Origin of the sequence: Streptomyces sp. NPDC024017 (assembly GCF_040638895.1) — a bacterium.
GTDB lineage: Bacteria > Actinomycetota > Actinomycetes > Streptomycetales > Streptomycetaceae > Streptomyces.
In genome coordinates this window covers 216640-240386 of record NZ_JBEZYZ010000006.1, presented here as the reverse complement: position 1 = coordinate 240386, position 23747 = coordinate 216640, and the positions used below count along the sequence as shown (strand labels likewise).

Sequence of the window (23747 nt, the reverse complement as noted above, 5' to 3'; positions counted from 1 at the left end):
GGGGCGTCACCCCGGCCAGACGATCGCCTGCACCTCGCTGTAGGCGTGCAGCGCGTACGAGCCCACGTCCCGGCCGACGCCGCTCTTCTTGAAGCCGCCGAACGGCGCCTCCATGTTCCGCCCGACGGTGTTGACCCCGACGCCGCCGGCCCGCAGCCGCCGCGCCACCCGGAACGCCCGGGCCACGTCCCCCGACCAGACGTAGTCGATGAGCCCGTAGTCGGTGTCGTTGGCGAGCGCGATGCCCTCCTCCTCGTCGTCGAAGGGGACGACGGCCACCACCGGCCCGAAGATCTCCTCGCGGACCACGCGCATGTCGTTGGTGCAGTCGGCGAGCAGGGTCGGGGCGACGTAGAAGCCCGAGGGCAGGTCCGGGCGTTCGCCGCCCGTCACCACCACCGCGCCCTCCTTCCGGCCCAGTTCGACGTACGACTCCACGCGGTCCCGGTGGCTCGCCGAGATCACCGGCCCGACCACGGTGTCCGGCTGGCGCGGATCGCCGACTTTCAACCAGCGGGCGTAGGCGGCCAGTTGCTCGACGAGACGGTCGTAGACCCCCCGCTGCGCCAGCACCCGCGTCGGTGCCGTGCAGATCTGCCCGCTGTAGAAGGAGAAGGTGGTGCCGATCCCGGCCACGGCCGAGCCGAGGTCGGCGTCGTCGAAGACGAGCGCCGCGCCCTTCCCGCCCAGCTCCATCAACTGCCGTTTCATGTCGCGCCCGCACACCTCGGCGATGCGCTGCCCGACCGCCGTGGAGCCGGTGAAGCTGATCATGTCGACGTCCGGTGACGCCACGGCCGCCTCGCCGACCCCGGTCGACCGGCCGGACACGACGTTCACCACGCCCGGCGGGACACCCGCCTCCTCCAGCGCCTGAGCCATCCGGTAGACCGACAGCGGATCCTGCGGTGCCGGTTTCACCACGACCGTGTTGCCCATGGCCAGGGCGGGCGCGACCTTTCCGGCCGGGTTGGCCCAGGGGTTGTTGTACGAGGTGACGCAGGTGACGACGCCGACGGGCTGCCGGACGGCCAGGGCGCCCATCACACCCGCCTTTCCCATCGGCCCGGCCTCGTTGATCTGCGGCGGGATCGCCCACTCGGCGGGCTCCACGCGTGCGTAGCGCCGGAAGCGGGCGGCGGCGACGCCGACCTGCATGCCGCGTGCGGTGCCGGTGGTCGCGCCGGTCTCCGCCCGGGCCAGCTCCGCGTACTCCTTCAGCCGGCCGGCGATGATCCCCGCCGCCCGCCCGAGCATCGCGGCCCGCTCCTCCGGTGGGGTGCGCGACCACGGCCCGAAGGCCTCGCGGGCCGCGGCACCGGCCGCGAGCACCTGATCCCGCGAGGCCTCCGGCGCCCACCCGACGGTCTGCTCGCTCGCCGGGTCGATCACCTCGTAGTGCCCGCCGTCCGGCTCCACCCAGGAGCCGCCGACGAACAGCGACTGCCGTGCCGTCACCTCGTGCTCACCGTCTCCGTGTCCCGTCCCGAGCGCAGCACCCGGCCCGGCACGGCCCCGGTCACGACGTCGTCCCGGATCGCCTCGACCCCGTTGACCCACACGGCCCGCACGCCCAGCGCCCGGGAGTCCAGCCGCGGGCTGTCGCCCGGCAGGTCGTGCACCAGCGTGGCCGGGCCCGCGTCGATCCGCTCCGGGTCGAGCAGGACCAGGTCCGCGTGCCAGCCCTCCCGGATCCGCCCCCGCTCCCGCAGCCCGAAGAGCCGGGCCGGGTCGTCGGTCAGCATCTTCACGGCCTGTTCGAGCCCCACCAGCTTCCGGCCCCGCAGACAGTCCCCGAGGAACCGGGTCGTGTACGGCGCCCCGCACATCCGGTCCAGATGGGCGCCCGCGTCGGACCCGCCGAGCAGCACGTCCTCGTGCTGCCAGGTCTCGGCCCGCAAGGCCCAGGACGCCGGGTCGTTGTCGGTCGGCATCGGCCACAGCACCGTGCGCAGCTCGTCGTTGGCGCAGATCTCCACCAGGCACGCGAAGGGCTCCTGCCCGCGCTCCTCGGCGATGTCCTTGACCACGCGCCCGGTCAGCCCGGCGTTCGCCTCGCTGTAGGTGTCGCCGATGACGTACCGCCCGAAGTTCGACAGCCGCCGGAAGACGCCCGCCTCCTTGGACTGCGCCCGCCCCAGCAGTTCGGCCCGCACGTCCGGGTCCCGCAGCTTCTCGATCCGCTCGGGCACGGGCAGCCCGAGGACGGGCCCCCAGCCGGGGATGAGGTTGAGCGCGCAGAAGGTCCCCAGCGACATGTTCATCGGCGTGAGGATCGGCATGGTGAGGGCCACGACCCTGCCGCCCGCCTTCCTCGCCTGCTCACTCGCCAGGAGCTGCCGGGGCACGCGCTCGGGAACGGCCGCGTCGATCGTCAGCACGTTCCAGTTCAGCGGCCGCCCCGCCACCGCGCTCATCTCGACGAACAGGTCGATCTCGGCGTCGCTGAACTGATCCAGACAGCCCGCGACGATGGCCTCGATCTGCGTGCCCTCGCACTCCCCGACGGCCCGCGACAGCGCCAGCAGTTCGGCCGGCTGGGCGTGCCGTGAGGCGACGGGCTGCCCGTCGCCGTCGGAGTGGCTGGTCGACTGGGTCGTGGACAGGCCCCAGGCCCCGGCGTACATGGCCTCCCGCAGCAACCGCACCATCGCGGCGAGCTGCTCCTGGCTCGGCTGCCCGCCCACGGCCTGCGGCCCCATCACGTACCGCCGCAGCGCACAGTGCCCCACCATGAACCCGGCGTTGACGGCGATCTGCCCCTCCAGGGCGTCCAGGTACTCCCCGAAGGAGTGCCAGCTCCAGGGCGCCCCCTCCTCCAGCGCCACCAGCGCCATGCCCTCGACCTTGGACATCATCCGCCGCGTGTAGTCGGCGTCCTCGGGCCGGTCGGGGTGCAGCGGCGCGAGCGTGAACCCGCAGTTCCCGCCCGCGACGGTGGTGACGCCGTGGTTGAGCGAGGGCGTGGCGTACGGGTCCCAGAAGAGCTGGGCGTCGTAGTGGGTGTGGGGATCGACGAAGCCGGGGGTGAGGACGAGGCCGTGGGCGTCCTCGGCGGTGCGGGCTTCCTCGGTGACGCTGCCGATGACGGCGATCCGACCGCCGCGGATGCCGACGTCGGCGGTGTATGCCGGGGCGCCCGTCCCGTCCACGACGGACGCGCCCTTGATGACGTGATCGAGCATGACCACTCAACTCCCTCGAGTCCGTTGCCCTATGAGGGGCGCGGAGCTGTGTCGATATGCGGCTCCGCCGCGTGGGCGCGACAAGCCACAACGCACGCCGCACCCGCCAACGAACGCTCAAACACCCCGCCGGAACCGCGAAGTCCGATGCACGGGATCCGTATCGATCTTGGGAATCACGTGCTCTCCGACCAGCCGGATCGTCTGCAGCGTCGCCTCCTTCGGCACCCCCACCGGCAACCCGAAACTCAGCTGATCCGCCCCGGCCTGCTCCCACCGTTTGCACTGCCGCAGCACCTCGTCCGGATCCCCGCAGATCAGCAGCTCCTCCTCGATGAGCACCTCCACGAACTCCTCGGTGTACTCCGGCAACGTCTCCGGCCACACCGGGAACCCCTCGGGCCGGGGGAACGTGTCGTGGTACCGGAACACCAGCGAGGGCAGATAGTGCAGCCCCCCGCTCGCGGCGATCCGCACCGCCTCCTCGTGGGTCGGCGCGCAGATCGCCGTGGTCGTCACCATCACGTTGTCGTTCACGAAGTCCCCGACGGGCTCCGCGTCCACGATCGCCGTCTTGTACTGCTCCAGCACCCACTCCATGTCGGAGACCTTCTGCACGCTGAAGCCGAGCACGCCGAGCCCCTTCTTCGCGGCCATGGCGTACGAGGGCGGCGACCCGGCGGCGTACCACATCGCCGGGTGCGAGCCGCCGTACGGCTTCGGCAGGACCTTCCTCGGCGGCAGCGACCAGTGCTTGCCCTGGAAACCCTGGTACTCGTCCTGGAGCCACATCTTGGGGAACTCGGCGATGGTCTCCTCCCAGAGCTCCTTGGTGTGGTTCATGTCGGTCACCCCCGGCATGAACCCGAGGATCTCGTGCGACCCGGCGCCCCGCCCGCTGCCGAACTCGAACCGGTTGCCGCTGAGGTGGTCGAGCATCGCGACCTTCTCGGCGACCTTCACCGGGTGGTTGACCGGGGCGAGCGGGTTGAAGATGCCCGAGCCCAGATGGATCCGCTCGGTCGCGTGCGCCAGGTACCCGAGGAAGACGTCGTTGGCGGAGAGGTGCGAGTACTCGTCCAGGAAGTGGTGCTCGGAGGCCCAGGCGTACTTGAAGCCGGACCGGTCCGCCTGGATGACGTACTCGGTCTCCTCCATCAGCGCCTTGTGCTCGGCGAGCGGGTCGGTCTCGGCGCGCTTGCCGACGTATCCCTGAACGAAGATGCCGAATTCCAAGGAGGTTCACCGCCCCACGGTCAGTTCTGACGATGCGTCAGATTAATGAGTCCGACTGTTCCACCGGCCCCCATGAGCGTCAATAGCTGATGGAGCGTCAGATGACGCTGACGCCCGCCAGCCACCCGCCGTCGATCACGAACGGCTGCCCCGTGATGTACGAGGAGTCCTGCGAGGTCAGGAACAGCGCGAGCCTGGCCACCTCCTCGGGCCGCCCGACCCTGCCCAGCGGCACGAGCTTGCGGTACAGCCGGTCGAGCCCCTTCGCCGTCTCCTCCAGGTCGGCGTCCGGGTCCAGCCGGGCAGGGTTGGACATCGCCGTGTCGATGGCGCCGGGGCAGACGGCGTTGACGCGTATCCCCCGCCCGGCCAGCTCCAGGGCGGCGACCCGGGTCAGACCGACCACGGCGTGCTTGGTCGCCGCGTAGGCGCCCACCGCGGCCATCCCGGTCAGACCGGTGTAGGAGGCGGTGTTGACGATGGTGCCCCCGTCGGCCATCTCCGGTGCGACCGCCCTGATGCCCAGGAAGCAGCCCACCTGGTTGACCTGCACGACCCGCATGAACTCGTCGAGGGGTGTGTCGAGGAGGGAGTTGAAGCGCAGGATGCCGGCGTTGTTGACGAGCCCGTCGACGTGGCCGTACGCGTCCTTGGTGGCGGTGACGGCGGCCTGCCAGTCGTCCTCGCGGCCGACGTCGAGATGGACGAACCGCGCGCCGATCTCCTTCGCGAGGGCCTCACCCTGGTCGTCGAGCACGTCCGCGACGACCACCCGGGCCCCCTCGGCCGCGAACAGCCGGGCCTCCTGTTCACCCTGGCCGCGTGCGGCGCCGGTGACGATGACGACCCGTCCGTCGAGCTTGCCCATGGGGGTCTCCTCACAGCTCGGGGGCGACCTCGGCGCCGAACGCCGCGATCTGGTCGGTGAGTTCACTGCGGCTCCGGCTGCGGAACCGCACCTGGATCTGATGCACGCCCATCGCCCGGTACGCCCGCAGCGACTCGGCGAGCTCCCGCGGACCGCCGGTGAGGGTCCGGCGCCCGACGTCCCACCGGGGCGTGCCGACGTACAGCGGCTCGACGATGGCACCCACGGTGAAGGCGTTCTGGGCGCGGGCCTTCTCGCGCAGCTCCCTGATGCGGGCGATCTGCGCGGGCAGCCGGTCCCTCGGATCGCCCTGCGGCAGCCACCCGTCGCCCTTGAGGGCGGCCCGCCGTACGGCGGGGGGCGAGGAGCCGCCGACCCACAGGGGGACCCGGTCCTGCACCGGCCGGGGCCGCTGCCCGAGCCCCTCGAAGTCGTACAGCTTGCCGTGGTGCTCGGGGAACTCGTCGGGTCCGAGGGCGGCGCGCAGGGCGTCGAGGCACTCGTCCAGCACGGCCCCGCGCCCGCGGAAGTCGACCCCCAGGGCGTCGAACTCCTCCTGGACGTGCCCGGCGCCGACCCCGAGGATCAGGCGACCGCTCGAGAGGTGGTCGAGGGTGGCGTACTGCTTGGCGGTGAGCAGGGGGTGCCGCAGCCCGACGACCGCGACGTGGCTGAGCAGCCGGACGCGTTCGGTGGCGGCGGCGAGGAAGGCGAGCGTGGCGACGGGGTCGTACCAGACGGTGCTCATGGCGGCGGCGAGCCGGCGGGGGATGCCGACGTGGTCGCAACCGGCGAGGTAGTCGAACCCGGCCCGGTCGGCGGCCCTGGCGATCTCCAGCAGGTCCTCCGGCCCGGCCTCCGCCTCCCACCCCTCGGCGTAGAGGGTGCTCTGCGACTGGACGGGAAGCTGCATCCCGTACCGCAGGCTCACCGCGCACCACCGCCGCCCGGCCACAGCCCCTCGGCCGTGAGCCCGAGCAGCTCGATGGCGTTCCCGCGCACGATCCGCTCGACCACGTCGGGCTCCAGGTGCCCCATCTGCGCCTCGCCGACCTCGCGGGACTTGGGCCAGGTGGAGTCGGAGTGCGGGTAGTCGGTCTCGTAGAGGACGTTGCCGACGCCGATGGAGTCGAGGTTGCGCAGTCCGAAGGCGTCGTCGAAGAAGCAGCCGTAGACGTGCTCGGCGAACAGCTCGGACGGCGGCCGGTGCACCTTGTCGGCGACGCCGCCCCAGCCGCGGTTCTCCTCCCACACCACGTCGGCCCGCTCCAGGATGTAGGGGATCCAGCCGATCTGCCCCTCGGCGTACATGACCTTGAGGTTCGGGAACTGCTCGAACTTGCCGCTCATCAGCCAGTCGACCATGGAGAAGCAGCAGTTGGCGTAGGTGATGGTGGAGCCGACGGCGGGCGGGGCGTCCGCGGAGGTGGACGGCATACGGCTGCTGGAGCCGATGTGCATGGCGACGACCGTGCCGGTCTCGTCGCACGCGGCGAGGAAGGGGTCCCAGGCGTCGGTGTGGACGGAGGGCAGCCCGAGGAACGGCGGTATCTCGGAGAAGGCGACCGCACGGACACCGCGTGCGGCGTTGCGCCGGACCTCCGCCGCCGCCAGCTCGGCGTCCCACAGGGGGATGAGGGGCAGGGGGATGAGCCGCCCTCGCGCGTCGGGGCCGCACCACTCCTCCACCATCCAGTCGTTGTAGGCGCGCACGCAGAGCAGGCCCAGCTCGTGGTCCTTCGCCTCGGTGAAGGTCTGACCGCAGAAGCGCGGGAAGGTCGGGAAGCACATCGCGGACTGGACGTGGTTGACGTCCATGTCGGCGAGCCGCTCGGTGACGTCATAGGAGCCGGGCCGCATCTGCTCGTACGTGATGACTTCGAGCCTGATCTCGTCCCGGTCGTACCCGACCGCGGTGTCGAGCCGGGTCAGAGGCCGCCGGAGATCCTCGTAGACCCACCAGTCCCCGACGGGTCCGTCATCCCCGGGCTGCCCCATGACCGGCTTGAAGCGGCCTCCGAGGAAGGTCATTTCCTTCACGGGAGCCCGGACGATCCGCGGCCCGACGCTCCGGTACTTCTCCGGAAGCCGGTCCTGCCAGACGCTCGCGGGCTCCACGGTGTGGTCGTCCACGGAGATGATCAGCGGAAACGTGCTGTCGTGGGTGTCCATGGCGCTCACGGTAGCGCTGATCTGACGGGGCGTCAGCTACGTGGTACTGGAGCGCTTGGGCTTCAGCTCCCTCCCCGCACCTGGACACGACCGTCCGGATCCGGCCCATCCGCTCCACTCCCCCTTCACTCCGAGGCGAGCAGGGCCGCGCGAATCTCCGAGATCATCCGATCGGGGTGGTGGAACACGTCCTGGGCGGTGAAGCGCAGCAGGGTGCGCACCTCGGGGCATTGGATGACCTGGTTGAAGCGGGAGACGTCTCGCCGGTGCGCCTCGCGGGTGCCGTGGTAGGCGTAGCCCTCGATCTCGACCGCCAGCCCCTCGCGCCGGAAGAGGAAGTCGAGGACGACGCGGCGCCCGAGCGGGGTGAACAGCTCGACCTGGCTCTCGGGCCGAAGAGCGGCCTCGGCCATGCGCATCCGGGCGATGGTCTCCGCCGGTGAGCCGGCCCGGGGGTCGCACAAATCGAGCCATCGGCGGGCTCTCGCCAATCCCTGCGCAGGGCTCGCCAGGGCCGCCCCCACCAGATCCAGTCCGGCGAGCGGTGCCCTCCGCGCCCCGCCGACCCGGCGGTAGGTCACCGCCGACTCCAGCGCGACCAGCGCATCATCCCTCGGGAGGGTGCGCAACAGGTCGGTGAGGGTCCGGACGGGGCTCGTGAGCCGCAGGCCGTGGCGCAGCGCCACGTCCCGGCAGTCAAGGAGCATCCGGCGTACGCGCACACCCCTGGCCTTGCCGCGGAAGGTGAGGGCGGGGTCGATGAACTCCAGGGGCGCCGCGGCGGCGGGGACGAGGGTCTCGATCCTCCACAGGGCGGCAGCGGAGCGGTGACTCACGACGAGCCGGGGATTCAGGAGCTGGACAGCCCGGAGCCGCGTGGGCAGGTCCGGGGCCCGGCCTGGCTCCGCCCAGGCACCCGCCTGAAGCCGCTCCCAGCCCTCCGCCCGCAGGGCACGGGTGAGACCCCGCGCGGGCCAACCGGATTCCAGGGCGCGGCAGGTGAGCAGCACTCCCCCTTGCGCCAGCTCTCGCAGCGCCTTTCGTTCCTCCATGCCGCAAAGATCGCAGGAATACGTCACGCCATGGCGGCCTGTGGACAACCTCCGTGCTCAGCCTTCGAGCGAGGCGAGGAAGGCGGTCCAGGCCGTTGCCCGGAACAGGAGGACCGGGCCCGCGTCCGAGGCCTTCGAATCCTTCCGTCCCTGCACGTCGACGTGCCGACGTTCGCGGGCGCGCACGGCGGGACGGCGGGGCTGGTCACACTCGGCAACTGCAACACCGGGACAGCACGCAAGCTAGTCGCCGCGTTGCGGGGAACCGGCCGAACGGAGGGCTCCCCACTGCTGGATCTCGAACTGGCCGTCCTGCCGGGCGCGGCCTGGCCCTGCTCGACGCGGTGGCGTTGCGGTGGGGGGTCGAGCCGGCTGAGTCGGGCAAGACCGTCTGGTGCGAACTGGCCCGGGACGAGGCCGCACGGACGGCCTGATGCCGCCGGGTTCTGGACACGCCTCGGCCGCGACGGCTCCCCCTCCGCGCCGCCGCGGCCGAACCCCGTGTGGTGAAGGTCTACTTCGTCGGCTTGAAGGGCTCCGACGTGGCGTGCAGGTCCTTGACCTCGAGCGGCTCCTCGGTCGCGTGCAGGTCCTGCTTCTTGACGGCGCCCTCGTCCGTGGCGTTCAGGTCCTTGGTCTCGAGCGGCTCGGTGGTGGCGTGCAGGTCCTGCGGCTTGAGCTCGTCGCCCATGATCGTCAACTCCCCTTGGCGTAAAACAAGCAGTGAGGTCGGCGGGCCGCCCGGTCACTCCCCCGAGTGCGGCCGGACGGCCCGCCTGGGCCGCTCACCCTGGAACATCAGAGCGAGGGCCGTGCGGCGACCCGTCTGCCCCCCGACGCGACGGATCGACTACGTCCATCATGGCGTGGGGCGATAAACGAATGATGAACGCCTCCGCGACGCCTCAGGCCGCCCGCACCGGGGACAGCAGCGCACGCACCTCGGCGGCCTCGGGCGAGCCCAACTCCTCGTAGATCCCGGCCGCTTCCTGCCAGCAGACCTGGGCCCGGCCGGTCTGGCCGATGCCGCTGAGGGCGCGTCCGAGGACGGTGAGGACATTGCCCCGCCGCCACTCCCCGCCGATCCCGCGGAGCACCGTGAGCGCCATCTCGGCGTTGGCGGCGGCTCGCGCCGCGCGCCGGGCGGCGAGATCCACCTCGGCCAGCCGGAACAGGCTCATGCCCTCCCAGAGGCGCTGCCTGCTGTCGCGGAACACCTCCAGCGCCTCCTGGAGCCGGTCGGCCGCGTTGCCCAGCTCCCCGCTCTGGGTGAGGGCGAGCCCGAGGGCGTAGCGGGCGTTCGCCCCACGCATCGAGTTGCCCATGGCGTCGTAGATGCCGATGCCCTCCTGGGCCAGCGCGACCGCACTCTGGGTCCGCCCGGTCGCGAGATGGATCCGGGAGAGGTTGCAGAGCGCGGAGGCCTCGCCGGGGCGGTCACCCAGGGCCCGGAAGTGCTCGATGGCCCGGGAGAGGTGCTCCTCGCCGTCCGAGTGCCGGTTCTGGTACAGCGCGATGATGCCGCGCGCGTTGCGCGCCCAGCAGACGGGGAGCAGGTCGTCGGACTCCCGCGCGAGGCGGATCACCTGTTCCGCCTCCTCCTCGGCCCGTTCGAAACGGCCGCTCACATGGTGGACGTTGACGAGCGTCATCAGCGCTCGCGCCTCCGCCCGTCCGAGGCCGTGCGACCGGGCCGCGCCGACGAGCGCCCCGGCCGTCGCCTCGTACTCCCGGGAGTTGGCACCCGACTCGGAGAGGTCGTGCGCGGCCCACAGCATGTCGATCGCCCGGGGCAGGGTCTCCGGCCGCCCCGCGGACTGCCGTGCGCACGCGAGGAGGCAGATGGCCTCCGCGTACAGCCAGTCCTGCGCCGCGTGCCGGTTGTCGAAGCGCAGCCCCGGATACGACGTGGGCTCCAGATGATCCACCAGCCGGTCGCCCGGCCGTTCGAGCGCGTACACCCCGGCCGCGGACGCCAGATAGAAGTCCAGCAGCCGGGACAGCGCTGAGCCCCGCTCGCTCGGCGGCTGTTCGTCCCTTTCCGCACAGGCACGCGCGTAGAGCCGCACCAGATCGTGGAAGCGGTAGCGGCCGGGGGCCGCCGATTCGAGGAGGGAGGTGTCCACGAGGGACTCCAGCAGGTCCTCCGTGGCCTCGACCGGCAGGTCCAGGACCGCGGCGGCGGCGGAGAGGGAGATGTCGGGGCCGTCCGCCAGGCCGAGCAGGCGGAACGCGCGGGCCTGCGCGGGTTCCAGCTGGCCGTAGCCGAGCTCGAAGGTCGCCTTGACGGCCAGGTCGCCGGCCTGGAGTTCGTCCAGGCGGCGGCGCTCGTCGGCGAGCTTCGCCGCGAGGACCGACACCGTCCAGGTGCGGCGGGCCGCCAGACGGGACGCCGCGATGCGGATCGCCAGCGGCAGGAAACCGCAGGCCGCCACCACGTCCAGGGCGGCCTTGCGCTCGGACGCCACCCGCTCCTCGCCCACGATCTTCGTGAACAGCGCCAGCGCCTCGTCCGGGGACATCACGTCGAGGTCGATCAGATGGGCCCCGGCCAGGTCCACCATCCGCACCCGGGAGGTGACCAGCGCGGCGCAGCCGTCCGTGCCGGGCAGCAGGGGACGCACCTGGGCGGCGTCCCGGGCATTGTCCAGCAGGACCAGCACCCGGCGCCCGGCCAGGACCGAGCGGTACAGGGCGGCGCGCTCCTCCAGGGAGTCCGGGATCGCCGAGTCGGCCGTGCCGAGGGCGCGCAGGAAGGAGCCGAGGACCGTCTCCGGCTCCGCCGCCCGGGCGCCCGCGCCTTGCAGGTCGACGTACAGCTGACCGTCCGGGAACGCCGTGCGCGCCTGGTGGGCCACGTGCACCGCGAGGGTCGTCTTGCCGACGCCGCCGATGCCGGCCAGGGCCGAGACCGCCATGACCCGGCCCTCGGCGGAGGCGAGGATGTCGCCGAGCTCGCGGACGAAGCCGGAGCGGCCGGTGAAGTCCGGCACCGTCGCCGGAAGTTGCGCCGGGCGCACCGGGACGGAGGCCGGCTCGGGCGCCGGGGAGGAGGGCTCCGCCAGCCCGGGGTCCGCCTGGAGGATCCGCTGCTGCAGCTCGCTCAGGCCGGGGCGCGGGTCCACGCCGAGTTCGTCGGCGAGCAGGCGGCGGGTGTCGGCGTACACGGCCAGTGCCTCGGCCTGGCGGCCGCTGCGATAGAGCGCCAGCATCAGCAGCTCGCGGAGCCGCTCCCGGAGCGGATGGGCCGCCGTGAGGGCCGTGAGCTCCGAGACGGCCTCGGCATGGCAGCCCTGCTCCAGGTCCATGTCCAGGCGCGCTTCGAGGAGCTGGAGCCGCCACTCCTCCAGCCGGACGCGCTGGGCCTCCGCGTAGGGGCCCGGCACTCCGGCCAGGGTCTCCCCGTCCCACAGGGCGAGGGCGCGGCGCAGGGTCTCGCGGGCGTGGCAGAGGTCGCCGGCGGAGCGGGCCTTCTCCGCCTCGGTCGCCAGGTCCTGGGCGACGGTGAGGTCCAGGGCGCCCTCGGCGAGTCCGCGGACCGCGTAACCGCCCGACTCGCTGACCAGGGCGGCGGGGGCGGAGGCGCCGGTGCCGCCCGACCGGCGTTGCTCGCCGCCCGGGTCCAGCACCTTGCGCAGGCGGGAGGCGTAGGTCCGGACCGCCGCCAGTGCCTGCGAGGGCGATTCCTCGCCCCACAGGGCGTCGATCAGCTCCGCCGCCGTGGCCGTCCGGCCCTCGCGCAGCAGCAGGGCGGCGAGCAGGGCGCGTTGCTGGGGGGACCCGGTGGCGACCGGCTCGTCACCGCGCCAGGCGCGCACGGGGCCGAGCACGCTGAAGCGCAGGGTCGCGGACTCCGCCGGCTTCTCCGGCTCAGCCGTCGTCGCCGACTCCCACGACACCGGCGTGGAGCCGGGAAGCCGCTGCTCCGGTACGCGCGGCACACCGTCCGGTACACCGTCCATGCAGTCCCCCTAGACATCCTGAGCAACCACGCCAGTTTGCCTTGTTGGCGGCGGATACGTCAGCCGTGGGAGACACCGATCACAGGGCGGCACACGGGAGTCCACCAGGTCTGCACACTCTCTCCGCACACGGATGGTCGAAGACCGCCTGCAGGGGAGGAGTTGGAGCATTCGGGCCCAGCGGCGGAGAACCTGCCCAGGTCAGGAGGTGACAGGGGTGCCCGGATGCTCCAGTCGAGCGGCGGGCATGTGGTGTCGCCGGGACGGGCCCCGGCACATCGCGCCATAGTGGATCCTCCAGATCCGCCGGATCCCGCAGATCACCCTCCCCAACCCGAAGGCGGCCCCATGCCCGGCGAGCAGCCCCACCTGTACGAGACGCTCGACGAGCGGTTCCGGTCGGGCAGGTGCCAGGCGGGGGACTCGCGGCTGGAGGTCCTCTACGACGGGTGCCGGTGGGCCGAGGGGCCCGTGTACGTGCCCGCCGGGCGGTATCTCGTGTGGAGCGACATCCCCAACGACCGGCTGCTGCGGTGGGACGAGACCACCGGGGCCGTGGGGGTCTTCCGCTCCCCCGCCGGGTACCCGAACGGCAGCACCCTGGACGGCCAGGGCCGGCTCATCACCTGCGAGCAGGGCAATCGGCGGGTGACCCGGACCGAGCACGACGGCTCGGTCACCGTGATCGCCGAGCGGTACCGGGGCAAGCGGCTCAACAGCCCGAACGACGCCGTCGTGAAGTCCGACGGCTCGGTGTGGTTCTCCGACCCCGAGTTCGGGATCGCCACCGACTACGAGGGGCATCGCGCCGAGAGCGAGATCGGTGCCCGGAACGTCTACCGCGTCGACCCCGCGAGCGGCGAGGTGCGGCTGGTCGCCGACGGGTTCCAGGGGCCCAACGGGCTGGTCTTCTCGCCGGACGAGCGACGGCTGTTCGTGTCCGACAGCGTCGCCAACCACATCCGCGTCTTCGACGTCGACGAGGACGGGACCGCCCTGGCCGGCGGCGATGTCTTCGCCGCCTGCGCGCACGGCAACTTCGACAACATCCGGTTCGACGACGAGGGGCGGCTGTGGGCCGCCGCCATGGACGGGGGCGTGCACTGCTACGACCCCGACGGCACGCTCCTCGGCCGCATCCTGGTGCCCGGCACCGTCGCCAACGTCCGGTTCGGCGGTGCCCGGCGCAACCGCCTGTTCATCGCCGCCGACACCACCCTCTACTCGCTCATGATGTCGGTCACCGGGACCCCGCCCCTGCCGGTCCGTCCGTGACCGCGTCCCGCAGGGCCCCCTTCACGACCTTCCCGCTCGCGTTGCGCGGCAGTTCCGCGACGAACTCCACCGCTCTCGGGACCTTGTAGTTGGCCATCTCCCTGCGGGACCAGGCGATCAGGTCGTCGGCGGTCAGCAGGGCGCCGGGGCGTCGTACGACGTAGGCCCGGCCGACCTCCCCGAGCCGGGCGTCCGGTACGCCGATCACCGCCACGTCCGCCACGTCCGGGTGGAGGCCCAGGAGCTGCTCTATCTCGGCGGGGTAGGCGTTGAAGCCGCCCACGATGAACATGTCCTTGAGGCGGTCGGTGATGCGCAGGTTGCCGGCGGGGTCCAGGACGCCGATGTCGCCGGTGCGCAGCCAGCCGTCCGGCGACAGCACCTCGGCGGTGGCCTGCTCGTCCTCGTAGTAGCCGGTCATGACGTTGAAGCCGCGCACCAGGACCTCGCCCGGCATGCCGGGTTCCAGGGGCCGGCCGTCGGGGTCCACGACCCGCACCCGCGTGCCGGGGACGGCCCGGCCCGACGTGGACGCGATGACCGTCGGGTCGTCGCCGCGCCGGCACATCGTGACGAGACCGCTCGCTTCGGAGAGGCCGTAGGCCGTGAGGACCGTGCCGACGCCGAGTTCGGTGCGCAGGCGCTCCACCAGACGGAGGGGCACGACCGCCGCTCCCGTCACCACCAGGCGGAGGGCGGAGAGGTCGTGGGCGTCGCGGGCGGGGTGGTCGAGGAGGGACTGGAGGAGGGTCGGCGGGCCGGGGAGTACGGAGACCCGCTCCGCGGCGATGTTGGCCAGGACCGTGTTCACGTTGAACACCGGCTGGGGGATCATCGTCGCGCCCCGCATCAGGCAGGCGATCACCCCGGCCTTGTAGCCGAAGGTGTGGAAGAAGGGGTTGACGATCAGATAGCGGTCGCCCCGGGTGAGGCCCGCCAGTTCACCCCAGATGTCGTACGCCCGCAGCGTCTGGTCGTGGGTGATGACCGCGCCCTTGGGGCGGCCCGTCGTGCCCGAGGTGAAGATGATGTCCGAAGGCCAGGTCCCCTGCACGGCCGCCGACCTCTCCCGCACTTCCGCCGACCCCACCCCCTCGCCGCCGGCCAGGAAGTCCTTCCAGGTCAGGAAGCCGGCCGGGGCGTCCTGAGAGAGGACGACCGCGTGCTTCAGGGCGGGCAGGCCGGGCAGCGGGCCGTCGCCCGGGCCCTCCCCCGCCGCCCGGCGCAGGGACGCCACGTACGAGGTACCGAGGAACGTGCCCGTCACGAACAGCAGTCGGGCTCCGCTGCGGCGCAGCACGTCCGCCGCCTCGGCGCCCTTGAAGCGGGTGTTCAGCGGCACGAGCACGGCACCCGCCGAGACCGCGCCCAGGGCGCCGACGATCCAGTCGAGCGAGTTCGGGGCCCAGATGCCGACCCGGTCGCCTGGCTCGACCCCGGTCGCAAGGCACGCCGCCGCCGCGCGCTCCACGCGGGCGCCCAGTTCCGCGTAGGTGACGCGGGTACGGCCCTCGACGACCGCCTCCGTGTGCCCGTACCGCTCGGCCGCCGCCCTGACCAGGCCCGGAACGCTTCCCCATGCCGTATCCGCTCGCACAGCACGCCTCCCCACGCCATAGGAGCTGACTACCCGTCAGATTATCTGTAATCTGACGACCTGTCAGCGACCGTTCGGCCCCGGAGGTGCGCGCAGCATGGCAGCAGGATCGGGAGGCCTCAAGGACGCCACCGCTCTCGTCGGCATAGGCCAGACGCCCTTCGCCAAGCGACTCCCGGAGGACGAACGCACCCTCGCCTGCCGTGCCGTCCTGGCCGCTCTCGACGACGCCGGGATCGCGCCCGGCGAGGTCGACGCCCTCGCCTCCTACACCATGGAGGAGACGGACGAGGTGGAGCTGGCGAAGGCCTGCGGCTTCGGTGACCTCACCTTCTTCAGCAAAGTCGGCTTCGGGGGCGGGGGTTCGTGCGCGACGGTCGCCCATCTCGCCGCCGCCATCGCCGCCGGGCAGGCGAGCGTCGGGGTGGCCTGGCGGTCCCGCAAGCGGGGCAGCGGACCCCGGCCCTGGACCAACACCACCGTCCAGCTCCCCACCCCGGCCCAGTGGACCCGGCCGTACGGGCTGCTGCGGCCCGCCGACGAGATCGCGATGCTCACCCGCCGCTACCTGCACGAGTACGGCGCCACCCGGGACCACCTGTTCAACGTCGCCCTCGCCTGCCGCAACCGGGCCAACCAGAACCCCGCCGCGATCATGTACGACCGGCCGCTCACCCGCGAGATGTACATGACCTCCCGCTGGATCAGCGAGCCGCTCTGCCTCTTCGACAACTGCCTGGAGACCGACGGGGCGCTGGCCTGCGTCGTGGTCTCCGCCGAGCGCGCCCGCGACTGCCGGCGCCGGCCCGTCTACGTCCATTCCGCCGCCCAGTCGCTCCCCGCCCAGCACCACGGCATGGTCAACTACTGGAACGACGATCCCCTCACCGGTCCCGCCTGGACCGCCGCCCGGCACCTGTGGAAACACTCCGACCTGGCCCCCGAGGACGTGGACGTCGCCCAGATCTACGACGCCTTCACGCCCCTGGTCCTGCTCTCCCTGGAGGGCTACGGCTTCTGCGGGCGCGGTGAGGGCGGGGCGTTCACCGAGGGCGGGGCGCTGGAGACCGGCGGGCTGCTGCCGGTGAACACCGGCGGGGGCGGGCTGTCCGAGGCCTACGTCCACGGCTTCAACCTCATCAACGAGGGGGTCAGGCAACTGCGCGGGACCAGTACCGCGCAGGTGCCGGGCGCCTCCGCCTGTCTGGTCACGGCGGGTGAAGGGGTCCCGACCTCCGCCCTGCTGCTGAGGAGTTGAGGAGCCACCCATGCTGCGTCCCGTCACCGACAGCGACGGCGCTCCCTTCTGGGAGTACGCCGCACAGGGCGAACTCCGCGTCCAGGCCTGCGCCGACTGCGGCGAGCTCCGCTTCCCGCCCCGGCCCTGCTGCCCCGGCTGCCAGTCCTTCGACAGCGAGTGGCGGCTGATGTCCGGCCGGGGCCGGGTCTGGTCGTACGTCGTCGCCCATCCGCCGCTGCTGCCCGACTACGCCGCCCAGGCGCCCTACAACGTGGTCGTCGTCGAACTGGACGAGGCACCTCGCATCCGGCTGGTGGGCAACCTGGTCACCGGGGCCGGGCGGCCCCTCGGCTCCCTCCCGCCGGAGAGCCTGCGCATCGGCGCCCGGGTGCGGGCCGTCTTCCACGACGGCCTTCCCCAGTGGGTTCCGGAGCGGTCATGAACAGCGTGCTCGTGCGGGCCGACCGGGACAGCGGGGTCGCGGTCGTGACGCTGAACCGGCCCGAGCGGCTCAATGCCGTCGACCTCTCCATGGCCGACGAACTCGTCTCCACCTGGAAGGAGTTGCGTTTCGACGACGGCGTGCGGGCGATCGTCCTCACCGGGGCCGGTGAGCGTGCCTTCTGCACCGGCATCGACCGGGACGCCGTCGTGCCGCAGCCGAACTCGCCGTACGCGCAGGACGATCCGTTGCTCGGCATCGGGCCGAAGGCGAACGACCTGTGGAAGCCGGTCGTCGCCGCCGTGCACGGCATGGCCTGCGGCGGGGCCTTCTATCTGCTCGGCGAGGCCGAGTTCGTCGTCGCGGACACCACCGCCTCCTTCTTCGACCCGCACACCACCTACGGCATGGTCAGCGCCTACGAGTCCGTCCTGATGGCGCAGCGCATGCCCTACGGGGAGGTCGCGCGGATGGCGCTGATGGGGACGGCGGAGCGGATCTCGGCGCGGCGGGCGTACGAGGTCGGGCTGGTGTCGGAACTCGTGCCGGAGGGCGAGGCATTGGGGGCGGCGACCGCGTGCGCCACCGTCCTCGCCGGGTATCCGACCGAGGCGGTGCAGGGGACCGTGCGGGCGCTGTGGGCCGCGAATGAGGCGGGGCGGGCGCAGGGATTCGCACAGGCACCGCATCTCATCGCACTCGGGAACGCGGCGGGCGAGCGGCAGGCCCGGCTGTTCGCCGGGCGGTCGCGGGAGTACGGGTTGCGCGAGTGAAGTCGTTTACCCCTACACGCGTATGCTCGGGGCGTGGTTGAGCATCGGATGATCGACGTCAATGGCATACAACTGCACATCGCGGAGCAGGGCGAGGGCCCGCTCGTGGTGCTGCTGCACGGTTTCCCGGAGTCCTGGCACTCCTGGCGGCACCAGTTCGCCCCGCTGGCCGAGGCCGGTTTCCGGGTGGTGGCGCCCGACCAGCGCGGGTACGGCGGCAGCGACCGCCCCGATGACGTGGCCGCGTACAGCATCCTCCACCTGGTGGGGGACGTGGTCGGGCTGATCCACGCGCTGGGCGAGGAGCGGGCGTTCGTCGTCGGGCACGACTGGGGCGCGCCGGTGGCCTGGCACACCGCGCTGCTGCGTCCGGACGTGGTGCGCGGGGTGGCCGGGCTGAGCGTGCCGCCGCCGTTCCGTGGGAGCCGGCCTCCGCTTCAGACCATGCAGGAGCGGTTCGAGGGCCGCTTCTACTGGAACTACTTCAACCGGCCCGGCGTCGCGGACGCCGAGTTCGCCGCCGACACCCGCACGACCCTGCGCAAGCTGCTGTACTCCGCCTCCGGTGACGCGCCGGAGGCCGGGCGCCCCGAGCAGGCCCTGGTCGACCTGGAGCGCGGCTGGCTCACGGACGCGCCGAACCCCGAGGTGCTGCCCGAGTGGCTCACCGAGGAGGACCTCGACGTGCTCACCGAGAGCTTCGAGCCGGGCTTCACCGGCGCGCTCAACTGGTACCGCAACCTGGACCGCAACTGGGAGCTGACCGCCCCCTGGCAGGGCGCGGTAGTGTCCCCGCCCGCGCTGTACGTGTACGGCGACCGGGACCTGGTGCCGGCCTTCCCGGGGACGCCCGAACTGATCGAGCAGCTCCCCGAGTTGATGCCGAACCTGCGCCGCAAGCCGCTGGAGCTGCCGGGCTGCGGCCACTGGACGCAGCAGGAGCGGCCCGCCGAGGTGAACGAGGCGCTGATCGACTTCCTGACCGAGCTGCGGGACTGACGTCCCGCACGTCGCTCGTCCCGTCGGCCGTTCGTCCCGACGTGCCGTCGGCCGTTCGTCCCGTCGTCCCGTCGGGCGCTCGTCCCGTCAGTCGTCGACGAGGGCCTGGCGGTCGACCTCGCAGTGGTCGACCGAGTCCACCAGGCCCGAGCCGCCCACCCGGACCTCGACGGTGGCCGTGCCGTTCGCGGGGACCGTGACGTCCCCGTACCGGTCGACGACGGTGATGCCCTGGGCGTCCTCGAAGGTGACCGAGACGGAGAAGCGGGCCTTGCGGCCGTTGGGGTTGCGGACCTCGACGGTCGCGTAGGGGGCCGCCGGGGTCGCGCAGCTCACCAGCTTCGCCGTGCCGTCCTTCAGGGCCCTGCCGGAGCCGGAGGAGGAGGTCGGCGTGGAGCCGTGGTTCGGCCGGCGGGTGTACGAGCTGCCGCCGCTGCTCGCGTGGTCATCGTCGTCGGAGCCGTAGGAGCCGCCGCTCGAGCTGGTGGAGCCGCCGGAGCCGTACGAGCCGCCGCTCGACGTCGACGACCTCGAACTGTCGTGGTCCTGGCCGGCGCTGCTGCACCCGCCGCCTCCGCCGTGACCGTGGCTGCCGCCGCGGCCCCGGCCGGACGAGAAGCCGGTCAGTGCCAGTACCACCAGGACCAGCACCGCCGTGAACCTGAGCCTGCGCCCCCGTATCTGCATGGCGGAGAGCCTAGTGAGCGCCTGTCACTGCCATGTCACCGCGTGGCGACCGGTGCGTACCCGGCGTAGCGTCGTGGGTGGGAACGGTGAACGGGCCGCTTCCCCAGAAGCGACGGCCGCCGTCTGGAGCCCCTTCCGTAGCCCGGGTCGACGGCCGTCCCGGGCCGGTCAGGCGGTGCGCGCCGTGCCCGTGCCCTTCTCCGCGTCCAGTGCGTACACGCAGCGGTCCTTGCTGCACGCGTACACCACCCCGTCCCGGACGACCGGGGAGCCGGTGATCTCGCCGCCGGTGGCGAGTTTCCAGCGCAGCCTGCCGTCGTCGGCCTTCAGGGTGTAGAGCAGGTGGTCGGTGGAGCCGAAGTGGATCCGGCCCTCGGCCACCGAGGGGGCGCCCACGATGTCGCCGCCCGCCTGGAAGCGCCACTTGGGCGTGCCGGTGACCGCGTCGAGGGTGTAGAGGCCCTTGCCGCTGCCCACGTGGACATGGCCGGCCGCGACCAGGACGGGATCGACGGAGGAGCGGGACTCGGTGGCGATGCGCCAGCGGTCGCGTCCGTCGGTGGCGTCGAGGGCGTAGACCGTGCCGAGGTAGTCGGCGAGGTAGATGCCGCCGCCGGTGACGGCCGGGCCGGGCACGAAGGTGGGCGGGCTGAGGAACACGGCCGGGGCCTCGAAGTGCCACTTCACATGCCCGGCGGCCACGTCCAGGGCGAGGACGCGGGTGCCGGCGCAGACGTAGACGTAGCCGTCGGTCGCCTGGGTGAGCCGGATCGGGACGCCGCCGCAGGAGGCCGCGTCGCCGATCGGGTACGACCAGCGCTCGTCGCCGGTGCGGGCGTCCAGGGCGCGCAGCCGGGCGTCCTGCCACACGTAGACCGTGCCGTCGTGCAGGACGGGTCCGGCCTCGGGGGACTCGAAGTCGGACTGGCAGCCGGTGATCTCCCAGAGCTTCTGGCCGCCCGACGCCTCCCAGCCCTGGACGCCGCCGCCGCGGGTGCCGGTGACGACGGTGCCGCGGCCGGCCTTGAGCGAGTAGACCCAGGCGTCCGTCTGCAGGCGCCACAGGTCGGCGCCCTCACGGGCGTCCAGGGCGAACAGGGTGGGCCCGTCGGAGGCGTGGATACGGCCGTCCGCGACCGCCATGGACCAGGCGACGTCCCGGGTCTTGAAGCGGCGGCGGCCGGTGGCGACGTCCAGGGCGTGCACCTCGAAGGAGGTGACGTAGACCAGGTCGTCGGCGACCGAGGGCGTGCCCCAGACGTCGTTGGACATGCGGAAACGCCAGGGCCGCCAGCCGCCGGCCTGCTCCGGCGGCGCGGCCGGGGCCGGGGGTGCGGCGACGGCGGGGCCCACGGCGGGGTCCGTGCCGTTGACGCCGGGGCGGGGCTTGGACCAGGAGGCGGCGAGGGCGGCCTCCGGTGCCGGCGCCTTCACGGCGGCGGCGCGTACGTCGGCGACGCGCGGGCCCGGGCCGATGGGCACCTGGGCGCCGGCCAGCCGGACGGGGCCGGTGTCGGGACCGCCGACGGGCGCGGGGGCGGGCGACGGGACGACCGGGTCGTGCGAGGGCGGGGGCGGGACGGGCGCGGGGGCCGGGGCGGGGCGACCGCCGCCGCTGCGGCCGGCGCCGGGGGCGGGCTTGCCGGCCGGGCGGCCGTTGCGGCGGGACTCGATCAGGCCCACGGCCCGCTCGGGCAGCCAGGCGGAGGCCGTGCCGCTGTCGTCGGAGCCGGAGCCGAAGAGGTGGGGGGCCAGCTGGGCCTGGAGGTCGGCCGGGTTGGGGCGGGCCGTCGGGTCCATCTGCATACAGGACTCGATGAGCGGCCGCAGTTCGTCCGGGAGCCCTTCGAGGTCCGGGCCCTCGCGCAGCAGCATGAAGACCGTCTCGACCGGGTTGGCGCCGTGGAAGGGCGGGTGCCCGGTGGCGGCGAAGACCAGCATCGAGCCCAGGGAGAAGACGTCGCTGGCGCCGGTGACGCTGCGGGAGTCCTTGGCCTGCTCGGGCGACATGTAGGCGGGGGTGCCGACGGCGACGTTCGTCATCGTCAAACGTGTGTTCGACACGCCCGAGGCGATGCCGAAGTCGATCACCCGGGGGCCGTCCTCCACGACGAGGACGTTCGACGGCTTGAGGTCCCGGTGCACCAGACCGGCGCCGTGGATGGACTGGAGCGCCTCGGCAACACCCGCCGCCAGCCAGCGCACCGCCTGGGCCGGCATCGGGCCGCAGTCGTTCACTATCTCCTCGAGGGAGGGCGCGGGGACGTACGCGGTGGCCAGCCACGGCACGGCGGCGCGCGGGTCGGCGTCCACGACCGCGGCCGTGTAGAAGCCGGAGACGGCGCGGGCCGCCTCCACCTCACGCGTGAAGCGGACCCGGAACAGCTGGTCCTCGGCCAGCTCCGTCCGGACGGTCTTGATCGCCACACGCCGGCCGGACGCCGAACGCGCGAGATAGACCAGCCCCATGCCGCCGGCACCCAGCCGTCCCAGCACCTCGAACGGCCCGATCCGCCGCGGATCGTGCTGCGTCAGCTGATCCACCACTCTGCCTGCCACCTCCCCGTACGAGCCGCGCCAAGCCACATGTTCCACGCGACCCCGTGCAGCGTCTCACCACCGCACCGCCATGGCGGCACGCACCCTGATTCTTCCTGGCCCGAGCCCTGGTTGCGAACCCGGTGACAATTGGGATGTCTCGGCATGTAAGTGATCAAACGATGACCAAACAATGCCTGCTCAGCGGTGCAGCAACGCGAAGGACGCCCCCTGATTGTCCGTGACGACGGCGACCTCGCCGTACGAGGTCTCGAAGGGCGGGGCCTGGACCCGGCCACCGAGCCGCTTCACGTCCTCCAGCGCGGCCGGTACGTCCTCGACGGCGAAGTGCACGAGGAAGTGGGGCGGCATCCGGTCGGAGAACACGTCGGAGACGGGGGCGCGGCCGACATCGGGCTCGGCGTCCGGCCCGAACAGGGCCTCCTGGAAGAGTTCGCCGTAGAAGGCGTTGGCCGCCTCGGTGTCGCGGGCGTACAGCTCGGCCCAGGCGAAGGTGCCCGGCTCGTGCCGCTTGCCGAAGCCGGGGTGCTCCTCCGGCTGCCACAGGGCGAAGACGGCGCCCTCGGGGTCGGTGACGAGCGCGGTGACGCCCAGTTCCCCGGCCGGAACCGGGGCCGAGACGATCTGCCCGCCCGCGTCCCGGATGCGCCGGGCCAGGGCCGGCGCGTCCGGGGTCGCGAAGTACACCGTCCAGACGGTGGGCAGCCGGCCGTCCACCTTGCGGACCAGAGCGGCCACGGGTTCGCCGTCCTTCAGCGCCTGCGCGAAGGAGCCGAACCAGTCCTCGAAGGTCCACCCGAAAAGTTCACCGTAGAACCGCTTGCCCGCCTCGACGTCGGGAAGCTGCGCGTCCACCCAGCAGGGGACGCCCTCTCCGTACACCGATGCCCTGTTTTCGGCCATGCCGACAACGTAACCGCGACTGCCGCAACCCGCAGACCAGGCACACCAGCCTCCGCACTCCCTCGCACCCCATTTGCAGTCGGCCGAATCGCGCCCCGATCACGCCTCGGTAAGCTGACGGCATGACAGGACAAGTGCGTACCGTCGACGGCCGCGTGGCCGGTAGGCGTGGGCAGGCGACCCGGCAGAAGCTGCTCGACTGCCTCAGCGAGATGCTCAGCTCCTCCCCGTACCGGGACGTCAAAGTCATCGATGTGGCCCGGAAAGCGGGCACTTCGCCCGCGACCTTCTACCAGTACTTCCCGGACGTCGAGGGCGCCGTCCTGGAGATCGCCGAGCAAATGGCGACCGAGGGCGCCGCGTTGACGGAGCTCCTGGAGGGCCGCTCCTGGGCCGGCAAGGCCGGCTGGCAGACGGCGCAGGAACTCGTCGACGGCTTCCTGGAGTTCTGGCGCAAGAACGACGCCATCCTCCGGGTCGTCGATCTCGGCGCCGCCGAGGGCGACAAGCGCTTCTACAAACTCCGGATGAAGATCCTCAACTCGGTGAACAACTCCCTCGCGGACGCCGTCGCCGAGCTCCAGGCCAAGGGCAGGGTCGACAAGGACGTGAACCCGGCGGCCGTCGCCGGTTCGCTGGTCGCGATGCTCGCGGCCGTCGCCTCCCACCAGAAGGGCTTCTCCTCCTGGGGCGTGAAGCAGGCCGAACTCAAGCCGAACCTCGCCCTGTTGGTGCACCTGGGCATCACCGGCCGGAAGCCGACGAAGTAGCGCGGCGCAGCGGCCTCTTACGTACCC

20 protein-coding genes and 1 pseudogene are annotated in these 23747 nt (G+C 72.3%); 7 read left to right on the top strand and 14 right to left on the bottom strand.

Annotated elements, in window-relative coordinates; genetic code table 11:
* Positions 1-6: 6 nt before the first annotated feature.
* The 8 genes from AB0G20_RS18180 to AB0G20_RS18145 all read right to left on the bottom strand — a co-directional run bounded on the left by AB0G20_RS18180 (position 7) and on the right by AB0G20_RS18145 (position 8669).
* A complete protein-coding gene (locus AB0G20_RS18180; protein WP_361303064.1) occupies positions 7-1458 on the bottom strand; it encodes an aldehyde dehydrogenase family protein in 1452 nt (483 codons plus the stop codon).
* Positions 1455-3185, bottom strand: a complete 1731-nt coding sequence (locus tag AB0G20_RS18175; protein WP_361303061.1) for a D-aminoacylase — start codon at positions 3183-3185, stop codon at positions 1455-1457. Before AB0G20_RS18175 ends, AB0G20_RS18180 begins: the two co-directional genes overlap by 4 nt.
* Before the next feature lie 117 nt (positions 3186-3302).
* Positions 3303-4421 carry an LLM class flavin-dependent oxidoreductase gene (locus tag AB0G20_RS18170; protein WP_361303058.1) on the bottom strand — a complete coding sequence of 373 codons (1119 nt, stop codon included), beginning with the start codon at positions 4419-4421 and terminating at the stop codon, positions 3303-3305.
* Positions 4422-4518: 97 nt separating this feature from the next.
* A complete protein-coding gene (locus tag AB0G20_RS18165; protein ID WP_361303055.1) occupies positions 4519-5289 on the bottom strand; it encodes a glucose 1-dehydrogenase in 771 nt (256 codons plus the stop codon).
* Between the two features lie 10 nt (positions 5290-5299).
* Positions 5300-6202: a TIGR03619 family F420-dependent LLM class oxidoreductase gene (locus tag AB0G20_RS18160; protein WP_361303052.1), complete on the bottom strand. Its 903-nt coding sequence runs from the start codon at positions 6200-6202 to the stop codon at positions 5300-5302.
* 14 nt (positions 6203-6216) lie between these two features.
* The gene (locus AB0G20_RS18155) at positions 6217-7461 is read right to left on the bottom strand and encodes an amidohydrolase family protein (RefSeq protein ID WP_361303049.1); all 1245 of its coding nucleotides are present in this window, start codon (positions 7459-7461) and stop codon (positions 6217-6219) included.
* A 125-nt stretch (positions 7462-7586) separates the two neighbouring features.
* Positions 7587-8513 carry a hypothetical protein gene (locus AB0G20_RS18150; protein ID WP_361303046.1) on the bottom strand — a complete coding sequence of 309 codons (927 nt, stop codon included), beginning with the start codon at positions 8511-8513 and terminating at the stop codon, positions 7587-7589.
* Positions 8514-8570: 57 nt separating this feature from the next.
* Positions 8571-8669, bottom strand: a complete 99-nt coding sequence (locus AB0G20_RS18145; RefSeq protein WP_361303043.1) for a DUF397 domain-containing protein — start codon at positions 8667-8669, stop codon at positions 8571-8573.
* 158 nt (positions 8670-8827) lie between these two features.
* Between AB0G20_RS18145 and AB0G20_RS18140 the strand changes: the two are divergent.
* Positions 8828-8947: pseudogene (locus tag AB0G20_RS18140) on the top strand (ATP-binding protein); the annotation flags it as partial.
* Positions 8948-9027: 80 nt separating this feature from the next.
* Here AB0G20_RS18140 and AB0G20_RS18135 read toward each other — a convergent pair.
* Both AB0G20_RS18135 and AB0G20_RS18130 read right to left on the bottom strand, forming a co-directional pair.
* Positions 9028-9204, bottom strand: a complete 177-nt coding sequence (locus AB0G20_RS18135) for a hypothetical protein (RefSeq protein WP_361303040.1) — start codon at positions 9202-9204, stop codon at positions 9028-9030.
* A gap of 214 nt (positions 9205-9418) precedes the next feature.
* A complete protein-coding gene (locus AB0G20_RS18130; RefSeq protein WP_361303037.1) occupies positions 9419-12475 on the bottom strand; it encodes a BTAD domain-containing putative transcriptional regulator in 3057 nt (1018 codons plus the stop codon).
* A gap of 348 nt (positions 12476-12823) precedes the next feature.
* On the opposite strand from AB0G20_RS18130, the gene AB0G20_RS18125 reads away from it, so the two are divergent.
* Positions 12824-13750, top strand: a complete 927-nt coding sequence (locus tag AB0G20_RS18125) for an SMP-30/gluconolactonase/LRE family protein (protein WP_361303034.1) — start codon at positions 12824-12826, stop codon at positions 13748-13750.
* Here AB0G20_RS18125 and AB0G20_RS18120 read toward each other — a convergent pair.
* A complete protein-coding gene (locus tag AB0G20_RS18120; RefSeq protein WP_361303031.1) occupies positions 13716-15347 on the bottom strand; it encodes a FadD3 family acyl-CoA ligase in 1632 nt (543 codons plus the stop codon). The two genes, AB0G20_RS18125 and AB0G20_RS18120, sit on opposite strands and share 35 nt — an antisense overlap.
* A 97-nt stretch (positions 15348-15444) precedes the next feature.
* On the opposite strand from AB0G20_RS18120, the gene AB0G20_RS18115 reads away from it, so the two are divergent.
* Genes AB0G20_RS18115 through AB0G20_RS18100 form a run of 4 tightly spaced genes read left to right on the top strand, consistent with a single transcriptional unit; the run spans position 15445 to position 18801 of the window.
* Entirely contained in the window at positions 15445-16605 is a 1161-nt protein-coding gene (locus tag AB0G20_RS18115; RefSeq protein ID WP_361303029.1) for a lipid-transfer protein, read from the top strand.
* Positions 16606-16615: 10 nt separating this feature from the next.
* Positions 16616-17029 (top strand): OB-fold domain-containing protein, encoded by a 414-nt coding sequence (locus AB0G20_RS18110; RefSeq protein WP_361303026.1) that lies wholly within the window; start codon positions 16616-16618, stop codon positions 17027-17029.
* A complete protein-coding gene (locus AB0G20_RS18105) occupies positions 17026-17802 on the top strand; it encodes an enoyl-CoA hydratase/isomerase family protein (RefSeq protein WP_361303023.1) in 777 nt (258 codons plus the stop codon). The genes AB0G20_RS18110 and AB0G20_RS18105 overlap by 4 nt, the downstream gene beginning before the upstream one ends.
* A 48-nt stretch (positions 17803-17850) precedes the next feature.
* Positions 17851-18801, top strand: coding sequence for an alpha/beta hydrolase (locus AB0G20_RS18100; protein WP_361303848.1), 951 nt, complete (start codon positions 17851-17853; stop codon positions 18799-18801).
* A gap of 87 nt (positions 18802-18888) precedes the next feature.
* Here AB0G20_RS18100 and AB0G20_RS18095 read toward each other — a convergent pair whose 3' ends face one another.
* The 3 genes from AB0G20_RS18095 to AB0G20_RS18085 form a co-directional block, all read right to left on the bottom strand.
* Positions 18889-19488, bottom strand: coding sequence for a hypothetical protein (locus AB0G20_RS18095; protein WP_361303020.1), 600 nt, complete (start codon positions 19486-19488; stop codon positions 18889-18891).
* A gap of 168 nt (positions 19489-19656) precedes the next feature.
* On the bottom strand, positions 19657-22035 hold the full coding sequence (locus tag AB0G20_RS18090) for a serine/threonine-protein kinase (protein WP_361303017.1): 2379 nt from the start codon (positions 22033-22035) through the stop codon (positions 19657-19659).
* 192 nt (positions 22036-22227) lie between these two features.
* Complete coding sequence (locus tag AB0G20_RS18085) at positions 22228-22950, bottom strand: VOC family protein (protein WP_248504193.1); 723 nt, start codon at positions 22948-22950, stop codon at positions 22228-22230.
* A 122-nt stretch (positions 22951-23072) separates the two neighbouring features.
* Here AB0G20_RS18085 and AB0G20_RS18080 point away from each other — a divergent pair, with 122 nt between their 5' ends.
* Entirely contained in the window at positions 23073-23720 is a 648-nt protein-coding gene (locus tag AB0G20_RS18080; RefSeq protein WP_361303013.1) for a TetR family transcriptional regulator, read from the top strand.
* Positions 23721-23747: the final 27 nt, after the last annotated feature.